This window comes from Bacillaceae bacterium S4-13-56, assembly GCA_040191315.1.
Classification (GTDB): domain Bacteria; phylum Bacillota; class Bacilli; order Bacillales; family JAWJLM01; genus JAWJLM01.
This window is the reverse complement of sequence record JAWJLM010000011.1, coordinates 50339-65737: the sequence shown is the minus strand read 5'-3', so window position 1 is coordinate 65737 and position 15399 is coordinate 50339. Positions and strand designations below refer to the sequence as shown.

17 protein-coding genes and 1 pseudogene are annotated in these 15399 nt (G+C 35.4%); 13 read left to right on the top strand and 5 right to left on the bottom strand.

From position 1 onward, the window contains the following. The first annotated feature begins 64 nt into the window (after positions 1-64). From RZN25_05265 to RZN25_05245, 5 genes are all read left to right on the top strand, one after another. Positions 65-781, top strand: a complete 717-nt coding sequence (locus tag RZN25_05265; protein ID MEQ6376232.1) for a response regulator transcription factor — start codon at positions 65-67, stop codon at positions 779-781. Next, positions 778-2556, top strand: coding sequence for an ATP-binding protein (locus tag RZN25_05260; protein ID MEQ6376231.1), 1779 nt, complete (start codon positions 778-780; stop codon positions 2554-2556). Before RZN25_05265 ends, RZN25_05260 begins: the two co-directional genes overlap by 4 nt. Positions 2557-2751: 195 nt before the next feature. Further along, a complete protein-coding gene (sigX, locus tag RZN25_05255; protein ID MEQ6376230.1) occupies positions 2752-3303 on the top strand; it encodes an RNA polymerase sigma factor SigX in 552 nt (183 codons plus the stop codon). Then, complete coding sequence (locus tag RZN25_05250) at positions 3284-3484, top strand: hypothetical protein (protein MEQ6376229.1); 201 nt, start codon at positions 3284-3286, stop codon at positions 3482-3484. The genes sigX and RZN25_05250 overlap by 20 nt, the downstream gene beginning before the upstream one ends. Before the next feature lie 9 nt (positions 3485-3493). Beyond that, positions 3494-4504, top strand: coding sequence for a GerMN domain-containing protein (locus tag RZN25_05245; GenBank protein MEQ6376228.1), 1011 nt, complete (start codon positions 3494-3496; stop codon positions 4502-4504). Between the two features lie 369 nt (positions 4505-4873). Here RZN25_05245 and serA read toward each other — a convergent pair whose 3' ends face one another. Continuing rightward, on the bottom strand, positions 4874-6463 hold the full coding sequence (gene serA, locus RZN25_05240; GenBank protein ID MEQ6376227.1) for a phosphoglycerate dehydrogenase: 1590 nt from the start codon (positions 6461-6463) through the stop codon (positions 4874-4876). Between the two features lie 281 nt (positions 6464-6744). Between serA and RZN25_05235 the strand changes: the two are divergent. Further along, a pseudogene (locus tag RZN25_05235) lies at positions 6745-7255 on the top strand (helix-turn-helix domain-containing protein). A gap of 73 nt (positions 7256-7328) precedes the next feature. On the opposite strand, the gene RZN25_05230 reads toward RZN25_05235, so the two are convergent. Continuing rightward, positions 7329-7577 carry a ferredoxin gene (locus tag RZN25_05230; GenBank protein ID MEQ6376226.1) on the bottom strand — a complete coding sequence of 83 codons (249 nt, stop codon included), beginning with the start codon at positions 7575-7577 and terminating at the stop codon, positions 7329-7331. Between the two features lie 246 nt (positions 7578-7823). Between RZN25_05230 and RZN25_05225 the strand changes: the two genes are divergently transcribed. From RZN25_05225 to RZN25_05210, 4 genes are read left to right on the top strand one after another with little or no spacing between them, the layout of a single operon-like run. Beyond that, complete coding sequence (locus RZN25_05225) at positions 7824-8864, top strand: helix-turn-helix domain-containing protein (protein MEQ6376225.1); 1041 nt, start codon at positions 7824-7826, stop codon at positions 8862-8864. Beyond that, positions 8861-10390 (top strand): ATP-dependent DNA helicase RecQ, encoded by a 1530-nt coding sequence (locus RZN25_05220; protein MEQ6376224.1) that lies wholly within the window; start codon positions 8861-8863, stop codon positions 10388-10390. The genes RZN25_05225 and RZN25_05220 overlap by 4 nt, the downstream gene beginning before the upstream one ends. Further along, positions 10383-10955, top strand: a complete 573-nt coding sequence (locus tag RZN25_05215; GenBank protein MEQ6376223.1) for a type II CAAX endopeptidase family protein — start codon at positions 10383-10385, stop codon at positions 10953-10955. Before RZN25_05220 ends, RZN25_05215 begins: the two co-directional genes overlap by 8 nt. Before the next feature lie 9 nt (positions 10956-10964). After that, on the top strand, positions 10965-11678 hold the full coding sequence (locus RZN25_05210; GenBank protein MEQ6376222.1) for a LysM peptidoglycan-binding domain-containing protein: 714 nt from the start codon (positions 10965-10967) through the stop codon (positions 11676-11678). Between the two features lie 27 nt (positions 11679-11705). Here RZN25_05210 and RZN25_05205 read toward each other — a convergent pair whose 3' ends face one another. From RZN25_05205 to RZN25_05195, 3 genes are read right to left on the bottom strand one after another with little or no spacing between them, the layout of a single operon-like run. Further along, the gene (locus RZN25_05205; protein ID MEQ6376221.1) at positions 11706-12275 is read right to left on the bottom strand and encodes a manganese catalase family protein; all 570 of its coding nucleotides are present in this window, start codon (positions 12273-12275) and stop codon (positions 11706-11708) included. Between the two features lie 17 nt (positions 12276-12292). Next, positions 12293-12553 (bottom strand): spore coat protein CotJB, encoded by a 261-nt coding sequence (locus tag RZN25_05200; protein ID MEQ6376220.1) that lies wholly within the window; start codon positions 12551-12553, stop codon positions 12293-12295. Beyond that, complete coding sequence (locus tag RZN25_05195) at positions 12553-12771, bottom strand: spore coat associated protein CotJA (GenBank protein MEQ6376219.1); 219 nt, start codon at positions 12769-12771, stop codon at positions 12553-12555. The genes RZN25_05200 and RZN25_05195 overlap by 1 nt, the downstream gene beginning before the upstream one ends. 245 nt (positions 12772-13016) lie before the next feature. Between RZN25_05195 and RZN25_05190 the strand changes: the two genes are divergently transcribed. The 3 genes from RZN25_05190 (at position 13017) to RZN25_05180 (ending at position 15361) form a co-directional block, all read left to right on the top strand. Beyond that, the gene (locus RZN25_05190) at positions 13017-13649 is read left to right on the top strand and encodes a CBS domain-containing protein (protein ID MEQ6376218.1); all 633 of its coding nucleotides are present in this window, start codon (positions 13017-13019) and stop codon (positions 13647-13649) included. A gap of 74 nt (positions 13650-13723) precedes the next feature. Further along, complete coding sequence (locus tag RZN25_05185) at positions 13724-14515, top strand: metallophosphoesterase family protein (protein ID MEQ6376217.1); 792 nt, start codon at positions 13724-13726, stop codon at positions 14513-14515. Positions 14516-14776: 261 nt separating this feature from the next. Further along, positions 14777-15361, top strand: coding sequence for a genetic competence negative regulator (locus RZN25_05180; protein MEQ6376216.1), 585 nt, complete (start codon positions 14777-14779; stop codon positions 15359-15361). Positions 15362-15399: the final 38 nt, after the last annotated feature.

Below are 15399 nucleotides of genomic sequence, written 5' to 3'. Positions count from 1 at the left end.
AAAAATTCTTTGCTCAAACTTTGAAATCAGCTATTCTATGTATATAAGAAGGGGGGCCCTTATTATGGAAAAAGAAGCTAAAATTTTAGTTGTAGATGATGAAGAAAGAATTAGACGCTTGATCCGTATGTATTTGGAAAGGGAAAATTATGAAGTGGATGAAGCGGATAATGGAGACGATGCCTTAAAAAAAGCTCTAGAAAAGGACTTCGATTTAATTTTACTAGACATTATGATGCCAGGAAAAGATGGAATTGAAGTTTGTCGAGAAATACGTGAAAAAAAGGCTACTCCAGTTATTATGCTAACCGCAAAAGGAGAAGAAGCGAATCGTGTCCAAGGATTTGAAGTTGGAACCGACGACTATATAGTGAAGCCATTTAGCCCAAGAGAAGTTGTCTTGAGGGTGAAAGCACTTTTGCGTCGTTCCTCTTCAACAAAGTTTTTACAAACTGAAACGACTACTAAGGATGTTTTAGTTTTCCCACATCTAACGATTGATAATGATGCCCATCGTGTGTTAGCAGATGGTAAAGAAGTAGGGTTAACACCAAAGGAATATGAATTGTTATTTTTCTTGGCCCGCGCTCCAGATAAAGTCTTTGATCGCGAGTTGCTATTAAAAGAAGTGTGGCAGTACGAGTTCTTTGGTGATCTGCGTACAGTTGATACCCATGTGAAACGACTGCGCGAAAAATTAAATAAGGTTTCTAAGGATGCAGCAAAAATGATCATAACGGTTTGGGGAGTAGGCTATAAATTCGAGGTAGTTGGTGAATGATGTTTTGGAGAAGTGTAGTAGGTAAACTATGGTTTACTATTTTACTTTTAGTTTCCTTTGTATTATTCATTTTGACAGTATTGTTATTAGAGTTTTTTGAGAATTTCTTTGTCATAGATGCAGAGGATGAGTTGCTTCAAAATGCAGAACAAATTGCAAAAGTGGTAGAGGATTATGGTGAGAATGATGAACTAATATTTTTTGTTACCGAAAGAATCCTTGACCCAAATAGCCGTGCGTTTATCGTTTTTGAAGATTCCACTTGGATGTCATCTTCTGAAGCGAAAAAGACCCCGGCCATCTCTACTGCATTTTTGAACAAAGACAAAGAGTTGCGTCGGGTAATGGAGGAAAGTACTTCAGTTAAAAAGCTGGCTACACTTCCAGACTCGACAAATGAAGTTATTATTGTAGGGACATCTTTACCGAACCAAGATGGGGCAGTTTACGTATACCAGCCCTTAACAATTGTAGAAAAAACAACTTCTGAAACTACTAAAATCATTTTTTTAAGTGCTGGGATAGCTATTGTATTAACAACTATTTTTGCTTTCTTTTTATCAACAAGAATTACCTCTCCGCTGATTAAAATGAGGGAGGCGGCCTTTGAGCTTGCCCGAGGGGAATTTAATACAAAAGTACCTATTTTAACGCATGATGAGATTGGCGAATTAGCTATGGCCTTTAACCGAATGGGACGACAATTAAAGTTTCATATCAATGCGTTACGTCAAGAAAAGGAGCAACTCTCTGGAATATTGCGTTCCATGGCAGATGGTGTCATCACCTTAAGTAGAAAAGGGGAGATGCTTGTTACCAATCCTCCAGCAACCGCTTTTCTAGAATCATGGTATTTCGAGAAAGGAAAGATAGCTGACCAGGAGAACAATGTCTTGCCTATGGAATTAAAAGATATCTTGAAGCAGGTTATTACAACTGAAAAAGAAGTTATGGCTGAGTTTGCCTTTCAAGGAAGGAATTGGGTTATTATCATGACTCCACTCTATGACCAGTCATATGTCAGGGGGGCTGTAGCTGTAATTCGAGATATGTCAGAGGAAAGAAGATTGGATAAGCTTCGAAAGGATTTTATTGCAAACGTTTCACATGAATTGAGAACACCTATATCTATGCTTCAAGGATATAGTGAAGCGATCATGGACGATATTGCTGAATCCAAGGAAGAAAAAAATGAATTAGCCGCTATTATCCATGACGAGTCATTACGAATCGGCAGGCTAGTAAATGAACTTTTAGATCTAGCGCGAATGGAAGCAGGGCACATCCAATTGAACATTAATCAAGTCGATCTACGCACCTTCTGTGATCGAATCATACGTAAATTCCAAGGGCTAGCCAAAGAACAAAACATTCAATTGAAGTTTGATTTTTCAAATGATCTTTCTTCCTTAAATGTAGATCCCGATCGGTTAGAGCAGGTATTAACAAACTTAATTGACAATGCAATCCGACATACTAATGAAAATGGAGATGTTCATTTGATTGTGCAAAAACAATCAAATGGTGTGCAGTTCTCTGTTAAGGATTCAGGGTCAGGGATATCAGAGGAAGATCTGCCATTTGTATTTGAAAGATTTTATAAAGCTGATAAGTCTCGATCAAGAGGAAAAGGGAAAACAGGGACTGGGTTAGGATTAGCGATTGTTAAAAACATTGTGGAAGCCCATAATGGGACAATTTCTGTCCACAGTAAGTTACAAGAAGGGACAACATTCACCTTTTTTATTCCAAATTATCTCGAAATTGCAAGCTAATTGTTGATTAATCTTGTTACTCGTGAAAAAATATTAAACTATTCTGAAGTATCAATCTCGCAGTCCCAATGGATGCAAGATTGATACTTCTTTTGTATTCTATAAAAAGGTAAAATAGTCTTAAAGAGAAAATAGCAGGAAGGTTGTAACTTTTTTTTAGCAGAATCGACTAAGATTATGAACGGAGGACTCTCCATGCAAGAGGTGTTTGAGGACTTATATGATAAATATCATCATGATCTGTTTCAATTTCTTTTTTATATGGTAAGAAATAAACAATTGGCTGAGGACCTATCTCAAGAAGTGTATATCAATATTATTAAATCATACGATAGTTTTAAAGGGAACAGTAGCGAAAAAACATGGATATTTTCTATAGCTAGACATGCAGCTATTGACTATTTTAGGGGACAAAAAAGAAGAAAAAAACATATTATGGATTTATTTGATATTGGAGAAAATAGTCCTTTAATCCAGGATTCTGATCCCATTCCAGAAGAAATGGCTGTTCAAAATGAAGAGATCAAAGAAATTTATGAATGCTTAGAACACTGTACAATCGATCAAAAAACCGTCATTATATTACGTTATATACAAGATCTATCTATCCAGGAAACAGCAGAGATTTTAGGGTGGAGTTTAAGTAAGGTGAAAACTACACAGCATCGAGGAATGAAGGCACTTAGAACATTATTAGAACAAAAGGTCGGAGAGGAGGGTGTTAGACGTGAAGCAAAAGAGTTATAGTGAGGAAGAAATAGAAGATCTATTAAGAAATATGCCAAGTATTCAAGATACAAAATCAAAACAGGAATGGCTTGAACAAATTTCCTCACGACTTGATCAAGAGCAGACTATACCGCGAAGAAAAAATGTCTTAAAGCAACCATGGGTACTTCCTTCCTTTGCTGCAGCTGCTGTTATGTAAATAGTGTTTATGATTTCTCCTACATTATTCCTTAAGGATAACAGGGATGACACAGTACAAATTCATAATGACACGAGCCGTCTGTCAGAAGAAAGTCTAAATCATACAGGACCAAATCAGATTGGTCTTTCAGAAACAGATGCAGCTGACGAATCCATTTTAGGGGGCATGGGGATAATGGGAGTTTCACCTATAAATTCCCACCTCGTTACATCTAATTTATCAGACACAGCCGCAGTACAGTATGTGTTCCCAAGTAAGGATTTCTTATATAACGTGCCAGCTACGGTTATTTCCACTAGTATCATGACCAAAGAAGAGGTATATCACGAACTTAATAAGGACCAATCGGAATTACTCGAACAGTGGGGATTAATGGAATCTTTTTTGAAGGGGATAACTTTTACACTTGATCAAGATTTATCTATTGTTCATGTTCAAGTTCCACAATCTTTCTTTGCATCAAGTGGCTCTTATGTTGAGGATGCTTTAATCCGGTCATTACATCGAATGTTTGGAAATACTAGATATAAAACCATCCTTTTTCAAAATGAGAATGGAGAAAGTGGAGTTGATTTTCCTCATGCTGGTCCTATGAAAGAAGTGAAAATTCAACAACCAGATAAAGAAATATATTTCTTATATAAAATTGATGAAAAGGCTATGGGAATGCTGGTTCCAATGGATACAGAAATTGATAATATTGAAGACAATATTTCTGAACTTACAAGCCCTGAAGATTACTCACTCTTACAGTCTATTATTCCAGAAGATGTGGAAATCAATCGTGTGGAGCCTTTAAATGAGGAGACATTAATTGTGGAATTTTCACAGGGGACTACATTATTAGCGAATCAAGAAAATCTGACTATGATCGAGGGAATCCTTCTCACAGCCAGATCTTTTGGATACGAAACTGTTCAGTTTAGTAATGCTGGCCTTAAAAAATTAAGTAATTACGATTTAACGAATCCAATCCCAGTTCCATCAGATCAAATAAATCCAATATATTTACCATAACTAACTAATAAGAAAGAGACTGGAACATAACTTAAATAAAGAACAAAAAAACGAACAAGATGGAAATTAAACTCCGGAAACATATGCAGATTCCTCGAAAAAGCAATTCGCTTTTTCTTCGTGCAAAGTATTTTCGAGGAAGTATCCCTGTCCTGCGGGAAAGGAAAGGCCTAGGTGAGACCCCGAGGAAGTTCGGATGCTACACGCAGTGCTTCGAAGCTTGTTTTCCTCGGCACAAAGGTGCGATGAAGTCAAGGAAGCTCCTTGGCTCACCAGAGGCCCCCTGAAGCAAGTATAGTTCCGGATTTGTTTTTACGCCAATCATAATGTTTGTTTTTTATTTAAATGCTTTGTCCAAGCCCCTTTCTTTTACATATTAATTCTTTGACAGTTTGTAATCATAGGATTTGATTGAATTTGCTCCACAATATGAGTTGGAACAGGTTCATCAAAAGAAAGAACCATAATTGCATCTCCACCAGCTGATTTCCGGCCAACTACCATAGTTGCTATGTTAAGTCCTTCGTTTCCTAAGAATTGCCCTACCATCCCGATTACACCTGGTTGATCATTATGATGAATATAAAGCAAGGAATTCTCTGGATAGAAATCAACGGAGAAACCATTTAATCGAATAATTCTTGGACCTACTTCTGGAATATAGGTTCCCATAATAGTGAATGATTGCTTTTCTCCATAGATAGTCGCTTCGATGATATTGGTAAATCCATGTGTATCATCCTGTAAAGTTTCACTAAAGGATATGCCTCGCTGTTGGCAAACCTGAAAAGCATTCACTTCATTAATGGTTTGGTCTACTCTGGAATTCAAGAAACCTCTAACAAACCAACGACTTAGAATCTGTGTGTCAAGTTCTGTAATCTTCCCTCCGTATGTGATATTAACCTTTTTGACAGGAGATTTCATACATTGGGAAGTGAAATTACCCATTTGTTTTACTAAATCAAAAAACGGTGATAGAACTGTGAATTCATCTTTAGTTAGCTGAGGAAGGTTTATTGCACTTGATACAGGATCTCCATCTATAAACCGAAGAAAATCCTCTGATATTTGTTTTGCCACATTCGTCTGTGCTTCTTCTGTTGAAGCAGCGATATGTGGGGTTGCTACAACCTCCTCTAATTCTAACAAATTCCTATTAGTAGGGGGTTCTACATCAAAAACATCTAAAGCAGCTCCACGAACATGTCCTGAAACAATTCCTTGATATAGTGCATCCTCCTCTATGATCCCGCCTCTGGCGCAATTCAAAAAATAGACTCCCTTTTTTGTCTTGTAAATGTTTTCCTGATTAATTAAATGTCGTGTATCTTCTGTAAGTGGAGTATGAACGGTAATGATATCACTATTCTCTAATAAATAATCAAGCTCTTCTGCAAGAGTTACTCCGTTTTTTTTCGCTCTTTCTTCCGTTAGAAATGGATCATAAACAAGAATATTCATTCCAAATGCCTTTACTCGTTTTGAAAGTTCCGTTCCAATTCTTCCAAATCCGATAATACCAAGAGTTTTTCCATAAATCTCTTGGCCTTGGAATTGTTTACGATTCCATTCTCCGCTTTTAATAGATTGTGTGGCTTGAGGGATTTTTCTTAGTAAACCTGCCATCATTGCAAAAGTATGTTCTGCTGTTGAAATGGTATTTCCATTTGGAGCATTAATAACTAATATTCCTCTATTTGATGCTTGTTCTATTTGAATATTATCCACACCAACCCCAGCGCGTCCAATAATCTTTAAGTTAGGCATCTTATCCATAACTTCATCAGTAACCTGCGTACCGCTCCTTACCATGAGAGCATCTACTTTTTCTAACTCTTCTTTTGTGGCATCATTCACATGTTTTTGTAGAATAACACATCTAGAATCTTCTAATAAGGATACAATCCCTTCCTCCTGAATGGGATCTGAAATAAGTATTGTGTTCAGAACAAACACTCCTCTCTTTACTTGATAATAATTTTCTGAAAAATTTATCATAACCTTAAGGTTATTGTCAATGGGCTAAATCAATAGATTTTCATTTACCCCGTATGAACGGGCGGTAATCCCCCACTGATTGAAGTTTCACTTTATTTTAACACTTTAACGCATTGATATAAATAAATAAATGAAAAAAGATTCGAAATAATCGGAAGAAATTAGAATTTATTAATTTTCTAGAAGGGAAACGTAGATACATGATAAAATAGAAATAAAAGGTATGGGGAGTGCTACTTATGAACAAAGAAGAGTTAATAGATAGCCTATCTCCAAAGATTAAGTTAATTCGCGTTGAAAAAAATTATACACAGGATCAAATGGCTACCATTCTAGGAATATCAAAGAAGACTTTAGTCCAAATAGAAAAAGGTAGAATGAAAGGGAATTGGACAACTGTTGTTGCTTTATGTGCCCTGTTTCGTGATTCTGAAATCTTACAGAGAAGCTTGTTAGTATCCTAGAACCCCACTGCTTTAGCTGTGGGAGTTGTCAGAAAACACGTTAGGGGAAGAAAATGTTGTAGAAGTAATAGAAACTGTTGCACATTTTATCGTTGATCGACCGGTATCAAAAACAATGGGAGGAAAAGTATGGTGGTTGACCGTTATGGAGGAGGGGGCTTTTACCCTTCAACAAAATGCTGTAACAAAGCATTTTAGAATCATTGATCAGACAAAGCATAGGTGGTATAGTACTTTTGATGAACTAGAAGCAAAGAAGAAATTTGCAATTCTAGTACAAAGCTAAAATATATAAATAAAACTTTCTTCATCACTATAATGAAAAAACCCCTTCGGTTAGGAAGGGATTTCTATTATTCTTATTCAAATTTTGTTGCATCTCCATCAAATGGCTCGTCAGCAACTTTAATAGAATCAGTAGGACAGCCTTCAAAGGCATCCATCATATCTTCTTCAAGAACTTCGGGAATTTCAACAATACCTTGGTTATCGTCTAATGTTACAAATGCAATTCCTTCATCATCATAATCATAAATATCTGGTGCTGCTGCTCCACATGCACCACATGCTATACAAGTTTCTTTGTCAACAATTGTGTACTTAGCCACGTCACATTCCTCCCTAATTTTCTGGCCATATATTGACCAATAAAAATATTTGTCCCTTATGGTATGTTTGAAACGATTGTCTCAAACATATTGTAAAACTGTTTGCTTGACTTTTCAACCGTTAATTGATGAGAATGCTTATCACTACAACATTTACCCCCATTTACCCTATATTTTAATTACATTTTGTAAGGGTTTTATAATATTATTTTTTTATACTAAATAAATAAAGGAGAGTCATCACAGATGTTTATTACTCTCATTCTCGATGCATTAGAAAGGTTTCAAGGGGAAAGAGGAGAAGCTGCTCTGTTTCATTTATTAAAAGGGAAAAAATCGGCTCAAACGATTCAGGATGTGCATACTTTTCATTTAGAAGGATTCTATGGACTATTTCCAGGATTACAAAGAGATACATATCAAGAAGTATTGAATAGGATGTTTCAAAATAATTTTATTCAAATTCAAAATGATAGACTTCTTATAACGAAAGTGGGAATGGATTTTCTAGATGTTCATAAATCTGATAGAGAACGTGTAAAGGATTTCAGGGATATTAATATGAATAAAAACCTACGTATATTCTTAGAAAGGTTGCATTTAATGATTCAAATGTATTCTAATTTATCCATAGGAAATCATAAGTTCACCCCTATTACAGATCATCTTCCGACACAGAAGTGGGTTAAAAATTATTATCTTAACCATAAGTCACATTTATCAGAAATCATGAAACAAGTTTATGTCCACTTATATAGCATCTTGGAAAGCCTACCACACCCTATGTCAGACGTTTTTGTATTAAAGCTGACGGGTAGTCACCGAGTGGGTCTAAGTATGCGTCAGCTAGCTAAAAAGTACTCATTCAGCACATATGATATTGAGTTGTTTCTGCTATGGACTTGCCAAATCATTTGGACAAGGACTACACCATCCGATATTTTAAATACTTGGTTTCCACAAGAGAAAGAAGGAGTTTTATTAACTCAATCAGCTCAAAAGACAATGGAGTGGTATGAAAAAGGATATTTAATGGAGGAAATAGCATCTCTTAGAGGATACAAATTAAGTACCATCCAAGATCACATAGTTGAAATGGCACTTTCTCTCATGGATTTTCCATTAGATTCTTTTTTAACAAATGAAGAGTATCATCTTATTGAAGAAGCCATTCAAAAAACGAATTCGCACCGCTTGCGTCATATAAAAGAAAAATGTCCAGAGACTATTACTTACTTTCAAATTAGACTTACACTAGCAAAAGTAAAGGGAAGGAGAGAAGTATGAACCTTCAGGAGGCCTTACAACAGTATTTTGGTTACAAAAATTTCAGAGAAGGACAAAAGGAGATTCTTGAATATCTTCAAGAGAAAAAAGATGTCCTTGGGATATTGCCAACAGGTACAGGGAAATCGGTGTGCTATCAACTTCCGGCTTTGATGAATGAAGGACTCGTAGTGGTTATATCTCCTTTAATATCTTTAATGATCGATCAAGTAAGAGAAATGAAAGAGTTTGGATACAAACGAGTTGCCTCTATAAATAGCATGATTAGTTATCAGGAAAAACAGGTTGTGTTATCAAATCTTAAAAAATTGGACTTGCTATATTGTTCTCCAGAAATGTTACAGTCTGTTACGTTCTTAAATCTACTAAAACAAGTTCCTATACAACTTATTGCTATTGATGAAGCCCATTGTATTTCTCAATGGGGTCATGAATTTCGAATGGACTATCAAAGGATTCGTCCTGTTTTAGAATTTCTTGATCACCCCCAGGTTTTAGCCTTAAGTGCTACAGCAATGCCAAGGGTCCAGGAGGAGATTAAAGGACTTTTAGGACGGCCGCGGATGACATCAGCAGTGTTTCCTATGGACCGGCCTAATATTACTATAGTGGTTGAACAAGTGCAAACTCGCAAAGAAAAAATAGAACAAATAAAAGAAGTAGTTAATAACCATTCCAAATCAACTATGATTTATTTTTCTAGTCGTAATGAAGCAGAAAGAGTAGCGGTATTACTTGAAAATGAGCTCCCAAATAAGAAAATAGCATATTATCACGGTGGTTTGGAAAGCAACGAAAGGATTCTCATTCAACAACAATTTATGAAAAATCAATTGGATATTATTTGTTGTACCAATGCCTTTGGAATGGGGATTAATAAACCCGATATAAGGTTAGTTATTCATTTTCACCCGCCTGGAAATATGGAGTCATATATTCAAGAGATCGGTCGAGCTGGTAGAGACGGAGAACAAGCCGTTAGTTTGTTGTTTTATTCGGAAAATGATGAAAGAATTCCCAAATATTTAATAGATTCTGAAATCATGGATGAAACGTCCTTACTTCATGCAATAACATTACTAAAAAAAGACATTTTTCTACGTGAAAACTTACCAGTAGATGAAGAAATAATAGAGATTTTACAAATTTCTGAGGTTCACTGGAGATTTTTGAAATTTCACCTTGAAAAGCATGATATGATAGAAAATAGAAAACAGTTAAGTGAATTAGAGTGGGACCAAATTTATGTATTCTTAAAAGAACTAATTTACACACGAAAAAACTATAAATCTGAAAAGCTACAGGAATTTTTAGAATGGATAAAAAATAATGAGTGTCGTAGAATGAGTCTTTATAAGCATTTTCAACAAAAAATACAATTTGTGGAAAATAAATATTGCTGTGATTATTGTGGGTTTTCATTTGACCATTGGCATGAACCAGCAAAAAATTCTGCAACGATAAAGGAATGGGATTGGAAATTGGAATTAAAAACAATTTTTCATATCGAGGGACAACATGAATAAGTTACGTCAAGATGAGCTTATACAAAAAATGACAGATAGGGAATTACTATTACAACTTTATTTAACACAAGGGATTTTAATTGTTTTGGCATTTTTAGGAGGATGGCTGTTCTTTCCTTCCATACCGTGGGAAACATTGTTTGTATGGGATACAAAGAAAGTTATACTGTACTCTATACCTTTTTCTATTGCTGTGGTAGGTGTAGATTTATTCTTAATGAAGGTTCTGCCAGAGTCGTCTTTTGATGATGGTGGTGTTAATGAAAAGGTATTTCGGAATAGAACTACATTCCACATATTTTGGATGACATTGTTAATCGCTTTTTGTGAAGAACTCCTTTTTAGAGGAATCCTGCAATCAAAGTTTGGTCTTATTGTTGCCAGTGTGATTTTTGCTCTCGTTCATATTCGTTATCTTTATAAACCTGTCTTATTTGTATCCGTCTTTTTATTAAGCTTTTTATTAGGTGTAATGTTTGAAGTTAGTCAAAGTTTTTGGGTAGTTATGTTTGCTCATTTTCTAATTGATTTCTTGCTAGCATTATTTATTCGTTATCAAAAGTGAGGGTAGCCTATGTCATCAATAAATCATGGGGATTTTAAAGATCAAGCACATGAATTACGGGAACGAATTAAAAGAGAGCAGAGAGGTGACGAATCTATTCCTCTAGAGCAGAAAGAATTTTTAATTGAAAAAAATAATGAAAAAGAACCTAAGGATTCCGTTACATTATTAAACATGCCACCTAGAAGTGTCGTTCACAGCCAATCAAATAAAGGTGTGAAATTTAAAATTAAATTTCCGCTTGTTCGGTTATTATTACTTGTCTTTATAGTGATTTTATTATCCATCCCTTTTTATCATATTTGGCAGTCAAATTATGAGGAATCAGATTCACTTTCGATTTCTAGCGAACCGAAAGTGGGAGAAATGGTATCTATAATATCAGTTAATGATTCTAATGGAAAAGTGGAAAATAACGAAAAAGAAAATACGGATGTGGAAAAGGAAATGCTGATGATAGAAGAAGTGGATAGTGAACCTTCTAGGAAAGGTGATGATGAACTCACTTTAGTTTCTAAGAACGAACAGATACAAAATCAAGACCAAAAGATAGTGGAAAATCCTTCTCCACGCTATTATCAAGTAAAAAAGGGAGATACACTTTTTTCAATTGCCATGGAGTTCTATGGTGGGAAGTGGGGGGAAGCATTAATAATAGAAGCCAATGAACTAAATAGAAAGGAAGTTTTTGCGGGTGAAACTCTCTTAATCCCAGAAGAATAATAGAAAAGACGCGGAAACCCGCGTCTTTTAAAAAAAATTCTTTTTATCTCGCTCTTCTTTGATAATTTCAACGGCTTCGCGAAAGCGTTGAGAATGGACGATCTCTCGTTCTCTTAAGAACGAAAGACTATCATTTAAGTCAGGATCATCAGACATATTAATAATCCACTGATAGGTTGCTCTTGCTTTTTCTTCTGCTGCAATATCTTCGTACAAATCTGCTATAGGATCACCTTTAGCTTGAATGTACTCTGCTGTAAATGGGTTTCCAGCTGCATTGTGATAAAATAAAGCCTTGTCGTGGTTTACATAATGCGGAGCAATTCCTGCTTCTTTCAATTGCTCTGGAGTTGCGTCCTTTGTTAGTTTATAAATCATTGTCGCAATCATTTCAAGATGAGCAAATTCCTCTGTGCCGATGTCAGTAAGTAAACCAATGACTTTGTCAGGAATGGTGTATCTCTGATTTAAATATCGCAAAGCAGCAGCTAATTCTCCGTCTGCTCCACCATATTGTTCAATTAAAAACTTAGCTAATCGGGGATTACAGGTGCTCACTTTCACTGGATATTGTAATTTTTTCTCATATAACCACAAATTTATCACCTACCTTTTTAAACTTGCCATGGCCAAGGGGTATCATCCCAGCTCCATGGGTAGTTAGAATAACTCATTCCGAATTCAAATAGGGGACCAAACTCTTTTTCAAAGGCACGTTTCAGTTTCCTAGACTGTTGTGAATATTGATTAAATTGTTGAATGGCTTCATAATCTTCAGGATGTGTATCTAAATAAAGGGTTAATTCAACTAGAACAAAATCTATGGCTTGGATTTCGGTCATCATATCATAATAGGAACTTGGTAATTGTTTCATCAGGATTCCTCCTCTCTTGTTGGGCCAGGGTATGGGCTATAGAGGGCTGGCCACAGAGTCCCGTGTTTTAATGCCTCCATTGGTGAAAATTGCTTCAGATTAGGTGGCTGAAATCCCATATACAATTGAGGTGGGGTAGGATAGGATTTAACACCAATCGGAGGGCAAGGATCATAAGGACTGTGGAATGGCTGATAATATTTGAAGTGAGAATGCATCAACGCTCCTCCTTTCTCTAGATGTATGCACAATAAAACACCTTTCTTTTCTCCAAGAAAGGGTATCAGCACAATATATATCTATGTATAACAAGGCATGTCTTATTACACGAACAATCTTTTTATCTAAAAAAATGCATCGGCAAGGCTAAAAAGGATAAATTATTAAGTACATGGAAAGGATATTTTTAAAAAATGTAGAATACTTTATTCATAACACATAGTGAAAATGGAGGATGATATATATGTTTGTAAAAGGAATTATGAAGCCTTTACATCAAAGTATTACAACGAATATAGAAAGTACAATTGGTTCTACATTAGATAAATTAAATAAAAATGATATTCAAGGTATGCCAGTTCTAGATGGAGACAGATTCGTTGGAATGATCTCCAAACAAATCATTTATAAACACTTTTTCAAAGGGGATTTTACGAAGGAAGTTTTTTTAAACGATCATTATGTTAACGAATTCGTTGAAGAAAAAGATTTATCTATAACAATTAATGATGTATTCGAAAAAACCTTACCCTTATTTAAAGATTTTTCTATACTAGCTGTTGTGGATGAACAACAAAAATTCTTAGGACTTGTAACACGTGATGATGTACTAGATCAATTTGAAAGTGCATTTGGTACGAGACGAAGAGGCGTGCGGATTGCCTTCACTTCCACAGAGGCTGAAGGTAGAATTGCTCGACTTGGTGGAATTCTAGAACAATACCATGAAAATGTTATTTCCCTAGCTACTTTTGACGAAACAGATAAGCTAACTAGACGAATTGTATTGAAGTTAGAAGAAAAGGACAATATAGATAAGTTTACGAAAAAGCTGGAGAGATCTGGGTTTCGAGTTCTTGATATTAAAGAAATTTAAATCAATAAATGTTGCAACATCTATAGCAGGATAATGAGAACATCCATGAAGGTAAACATAAAGGAGATTTAAGAATGCTTGTTTTTTTTGTAGCAATTCTACTCGTTGGCATTGGGATTTTGTTATATATGTATTGGAAGGCTCATTATGACCGTATTGATCGACAAGTTCTGGAGTTTTCTCACTTTCCGTCGTCGTTTGGGAAAATTTCGATTTTTTTTATATCAGATGTTCATAGAAGGAAAATCAAACAAGATACAATCTTGAAAATCGAGGAGAAGATTGACCTTGTTATTATAGGAGGAGACTTGACAGAAAAAGGAGTCCCTATGCAACGCGTTCAAGAAAATATAAAATTACTAAAAAGATTAAATGCTCCCATATATTTTGTCTGGGGTAACAATGATTATGAAACGGACTACCACCTTCTTGATGCAACTTTACTTGATTGTCAGGTGAAGGTATTAGCTAATGATAAAGTATCTTTTGAATCCGAAAGTGGAGAAGTTATAGATCTTATAGGCTTGGATTGTCCCCAAAATCGCGATGTGGATATTGAAACACCATTACAGAGCAGCAATGGTGATTTTAAGATTCTTGCTATCCATGATCCTTCTTTATTTGAAACCTTTTCACCTCATATACAAAAAGAAGTTGATCTTTTTTTGAGTGGACATACACATGGAGGACAAATCAGAATTTTTGGGTGGGGTATAAGAGATAGAGGCGGAGAAGTTCATTGCAGCCACACTTTGGGGTTTGTAAGTGAGGGGTATGGCACTTCCTTATTGCCATTAAGATTAGGAACAAAAGCAGAATGTCATGTTATTTCACTGCAAAAAAAGCAGGAACCTAATGGAGGGTAATAAAGTGAAACTTCAATCAGCAGCTGACTCCACTGATTGTTAGCATACCAAGGGTATGACATAAAGGCCCTTGAACCAATCGGACATTTACGATCATTTTATCCCCACCTACTCTTCTCGTTTTACTTAAGATTTGAGGTGGGGGTATTACTGCCTTTTCATTCAAGATAAAAATAGAAAACAAAGTGCCAAATAGCTTAACTTCTACATATAATGTTTAAAAGGTTAAGTAAGATGGATTGCATCGAGGGGGGATTATAAGTGAAGCTTGAAAGGATATCACACAATAAATTTAAGATTTTTCTTACCTTTGATGACTTAATCGAAAGAGGATTAACAAAAGAAGATTTATGGCATGACATGCCTTTAGTTCACGAACTCTTTCAAGATATGATGTACGAAGCGAGTGATGAATTAAATTTTCCTTTAGAAGGAATGTTGCTTGTTCAGGTTTATTTGTTACAGGCACAGGGTATGCTTATCGTAGTAACTCAGAATGAAGCGGAAATGGATTACGAGGATGATGAATATATAGAAATGAAAGTCATGCTTGACGAAAGTCGTGAAATGATCTTTTATTTTTCGGAATTCGAACACTTAATTCAGCTTGCTTATCATTTAATAGATTTAAAAATTGTTGGAGGAAAAGTCTATTATTTAAACGATGGATATTATCTGAAATTAGATGACTATGATATTTCGGAGCATAATCGAGAGGATTTAATTGCGATACTATCCGAATTTTCATCACCAAGTGCTATTACGTCCTTCAAATTAGAGGAATATGGGAAGCACATATATGATGAAAATGCTTTATTACAAATCACTCGACACTTTCATATATAGGTGGCCCAAATTCATAGGATCCTTTTTCTTTTTTATAC